Consider the following 3,116-nt stretch of genomic DNA (forward strand, 5'->3'; position numbering starts at 1 on the left):
GAGTAAAAACAATTGCATGAAAATTCACAATACATTAAACATTATGTGAATAAAATTTGAAGAAAAAAATTTGCCAACAACTACTTGACACAAACACTTTATCCCTCTCACTTGATTTAATAAAATTTTTGTGATAAAATTCTATATAGTTTAATAATGTTTTTGCGGTTGAACAGGTTTTATAGCTTGCTTCAAGAATTTTTGGCTTCCAGGGTGGGAAGCTCATCATTTGTGATGAGTTTTCTGCCTTTTTATTTTTATGACATTTGGATAAAATAGAGAAGGGTGATTAATAATGGTTAATGCTATCTTATTTGCAATATTAATAGTGATATTGGCAGTACCTTTTTTTATAAAGCCTGTAGAAGACAACATTGAATACTTCCTTTTTGTTATGGGGATTTTAGCGGTTACTGTATCTGGTACAATATCATGGGAACTAATCTCGCATATATTAAAAAATCATCTTGTGTACTTTATAACAGCCGCAGTCTTTGTAAGTGGCCTTCTATTTGAATTTTTTAAAGATAAAATCAAGAAAGCAGTAAAATTAGCTTTAAATCACATATCATTAAAGATATTTGTATTCATACTAATTGTTGTTTTAGGATTGACATCCAGCATAATTACTGCAATAGTAGCTTCATTAGTGTTAGTTGAAATAGTTCATATTCTGCCAATACGTCACAAAGATAAAATAGTCATAACTGTCGTCGCGTGCTTTTCCATCGGCTTAGGAGCTGCTTTAACACCTATAGGAGAGCCTCTATCAACTTTGGTAGTTTCAGCTTTAAAAGCAGACTTTTTCTACCTTTTAAGAACGATTGGCATATACATTATACCAAGTATCATTGTAATAGGGATTTTAGGAGCTTTTTACGTTAATAAATCCACAAAAGATTTAACCACAAATCAAGATGAAGAATATTTTGAAGAAGAAAAAGAAATAAGAAAAATAGAAAGCTTTCGTTATATATTGATACGCTCTATTAAAATCTTCATTTTCTTGCTGGCTTTAGAGCTTTTAAGCGCAGGATTTAAACCTCTTGTTGATAATTATATAATGCATATGGATGTTCGTATTTTATACTGGATAAACATGATTTCAGCAGTTTTAGATAATGCAACATTGGCTGCAGCAGAAATAAGCCCTGCCATGGATCCAGAGCATATACGTGCAATTCTCATGGGGCTTTTAATAAGCGGTGGCATGTTGATCCCTGGAAATATACCTAATATAATATCAGCAGGCAAGCTAGAAATAAAAAGTCGCGAATGGGCTAAAATAGGAATCCCTATTTCCTTGATAACTTTAATAGTATTTTATTTTATAGTTTTTATATAATCGAGACACATATGGATGCACATTGACTAATAAAACATTAAGGTATGCAATTTATGAGCATACCTTAAACCTGCTAAATTTATCATGTTATTAAGCATCTTTTTCATCAATGTTTATAACATTTAACTCTTTTAACTGAGGAAATTCAAAAATATCCAGTGGTATTTCCTGTAAAAGTTTTATACTTCCATCGAAATCATCGCGAAGATTCAGGTGATGCTTAGCTAAAATGCCTTCAAGGGACATATTTTCCCACTCAGCCCATCTTACAAACCTTGAACGCTCTCTTATATACTGATTTTTAACTTCTTCGTCATCCACATTATTCATAACCTCATGGCAAATAAAAAAATTACAGACGTAATTGCGATAAACTGGCGGCAAAGTGCACCCATATCCACTTTTAACAAATGGACAAGCTCTAAAAAATATTGTCTTGTCTCTAATATCATCTTCTTCTGGTGCTTTTTTTAAATACTCTTCATAACCATCTTTGTCAAAATACCCTTTTGCATGTATATAGTAATTATATACAACTGTTCCAGGATTATCGATTATCCTTTTTAACACTTGTAAGCCTTCGGCCGACTTAACCATTCTGTGTATATCTATCAGCTCAAACTTTGGAAAATATGAACAACAGCCCCGCATTTTTATGCTGCAGTAGCTTACACCCATTTTGCTAGTACAATGATAACATGATGTACATATATAGCGGGCATAACCTAAAGACTCATATCGCTCCAAATAGACCTTATCCATTGTCTCACCTTTCGCTTTTGAATTATTATAATCTATTATAAAAAATAGAGGGTGAGGACTTACACTCACTCTCATATAAAAAACATTCTTTTAATATTTTAATTAATTGCTTTACTTTTCAGACTTATTATCTTTTTTAACTGTACTAATCCCGAAAATTTTATACAAAGGACAGTAACCAAATGCAGCTGTAAGAATAGGTATTAGTCCAAGAAGTCCCCAATATCTGGCATTGCCTTTTAAGAAAAACAACAAGCATAACAAAATTATTCCAATTACGTATCTTATGATTTTGTCTACTGTGCCTATATTGGATTTCACACTAACACCTCCTTCAATTGAATTTAGATGATTTTTTATCATCCTAATTATAATTATAATCCAAATATTAGAAAAAACAAATAAAATTTTTGTCTTCTTTTAATATTTTCAAACGCAAAAAAAGTATCGACTTTTTCTCGATACCCTCTAATATGCTTTATGTATGGAGCTGGCGAAAGGAATCGAACCTTCAACCTGCTGATTACAAGTCAGCTGCTCTGCCGATTGAGCTACGCCAGCATCTTTTTTATCGCCCTGACAGTTATATATTATACCGGGTAAGTTTCACTCTGTCAACACTTTTTTGAGAAATTTTTATCTATAAAGTTGCTATAAGCTTTAGTATTATATTCCTCATAAAATAAAATTAGTATATAAATGAAAATAATGTTCAAATTGTTAGATAAGAATTTATATGACCTAAAAAAATGATATGTATTTTAATATTTTTGGGCAGCATTAATAGACATACGTATTGTATGCCAAAAAAAATTTATTCGTAATCACAGTTTATACACTATTTTAAATTTTGCTATATTTTGTATCTTTGTGTAATGCCTAAGATATCCATTATTTCATTAATGCCATATATAGCATAGTATTTTTCTTCTGCAACAATTAGTATTTTTTCTTTTTCATTTGTTTTTTTCTTTCTCCAATTGCGCATGCAATCTATTTCAGATTGCAC

The 3,116-nt window shown here is 30.9% G+C and carries 3 protein-coding genes, 1 tRNA gene and 1 other annotated feature; of the genes, 1 reads left to right on the plus strand and 3 read right to left on the minus strand.

Going from position 1 to position 3,116, the window contains the following annotated elements; genetic code table 11:
- Positions 1 to 166: 166 nt before the first annotated feature.
- Positions 167 to 223, plus strand: a sequence feature (sodium ion sensor (DUF1646 type); this cis-regulatory element may regulate processes involved in with the transportation of sodium ions).
- A gap of 72 nt (positions 224 to 295) precedes the next feature.
- On the plus strand, positions 296 to 1,345 hold the full coding sequence (locus J2Z80_RS14820) for a DUF1646 family protein (protein WP_209455066.1): 1,050 nt from the start codon (positions 296 to 298) through the stop codon (positions 1,343 to 1,345).
- A gap of 90 nt (positions 1,346 to 1,435) precedes the next feature.
- Here J2Z80_RS14820 and J2Z80_RS14825 read toward each other — a convergent pair whose 3' ends face one another.
- The 3 genes from J2Z80_RS14825 to J2Z80_RS14835 all read right to left on the minus strand — a co-directional run bounded on the left by J2Z80_RS14825 (position 1,436) and on the right by J2Z80_RS14835 (position 2,668).
- Positions 1,436 to 2,107, minus strand: coding sequence for a hypothetical protein (locus tag J2Z80_RS14825; protein WP_209455067.1), 672 nt, complete (start codon positions 2,105 to 2,107; stop codon positions 1,436 to 1,438).
- A gap of 111 nt (positions 2,108 to 2,218) precedes the next feature.
- A complete protein-coding gene (locus J2Z80_RS14830) occupies positions 2,219 to 2,428 on the minus strand; it encodes a YgaP family membrane protein (RefSeq protein ID WP_303263281.1) in 210 nt (69 codons plus the stop codon).
- A gap of 164 nt (positions 2,429 to 2,592) precedes the next feature.
- Positions 2,593 to 2,668 (minus strand) — tRNA-Thr (locus tag J2Z80_RS14835).
- Positions 2,669 to 3,116 lie beyond the last annotated feature (448 nt).

Source organism: Thermoanaerobacterium butyriciformans, from assembly GCF_017874545.1.
Taxonomy (GTDB): Bacteria; Bacillota; Thermoanaerobacteria; order Thermoanaerobacterales; family Thermoanaerobacteraceae; genus Thermoanaerobacterium; species Thermoanaerobacterium butyriciformans.

Bases quoted from the DNA above. Each gene is read 5' to 3' on its own strand.
- J2Z80_RS14820 (WP_209455066.1), top strand. From the start codon at position 296: ATGGTTAATGCTATCTTATTTGCAATATTAATAGTGATATTGGCAGTA.
- J2Z80_RS14825 (WP_209455067.1), bottom strand. From the start codon at position 2,107: ATGGATAAGGTCTATTTGGAGCGATATGAGTCTTTAGGTTATGCCCGC.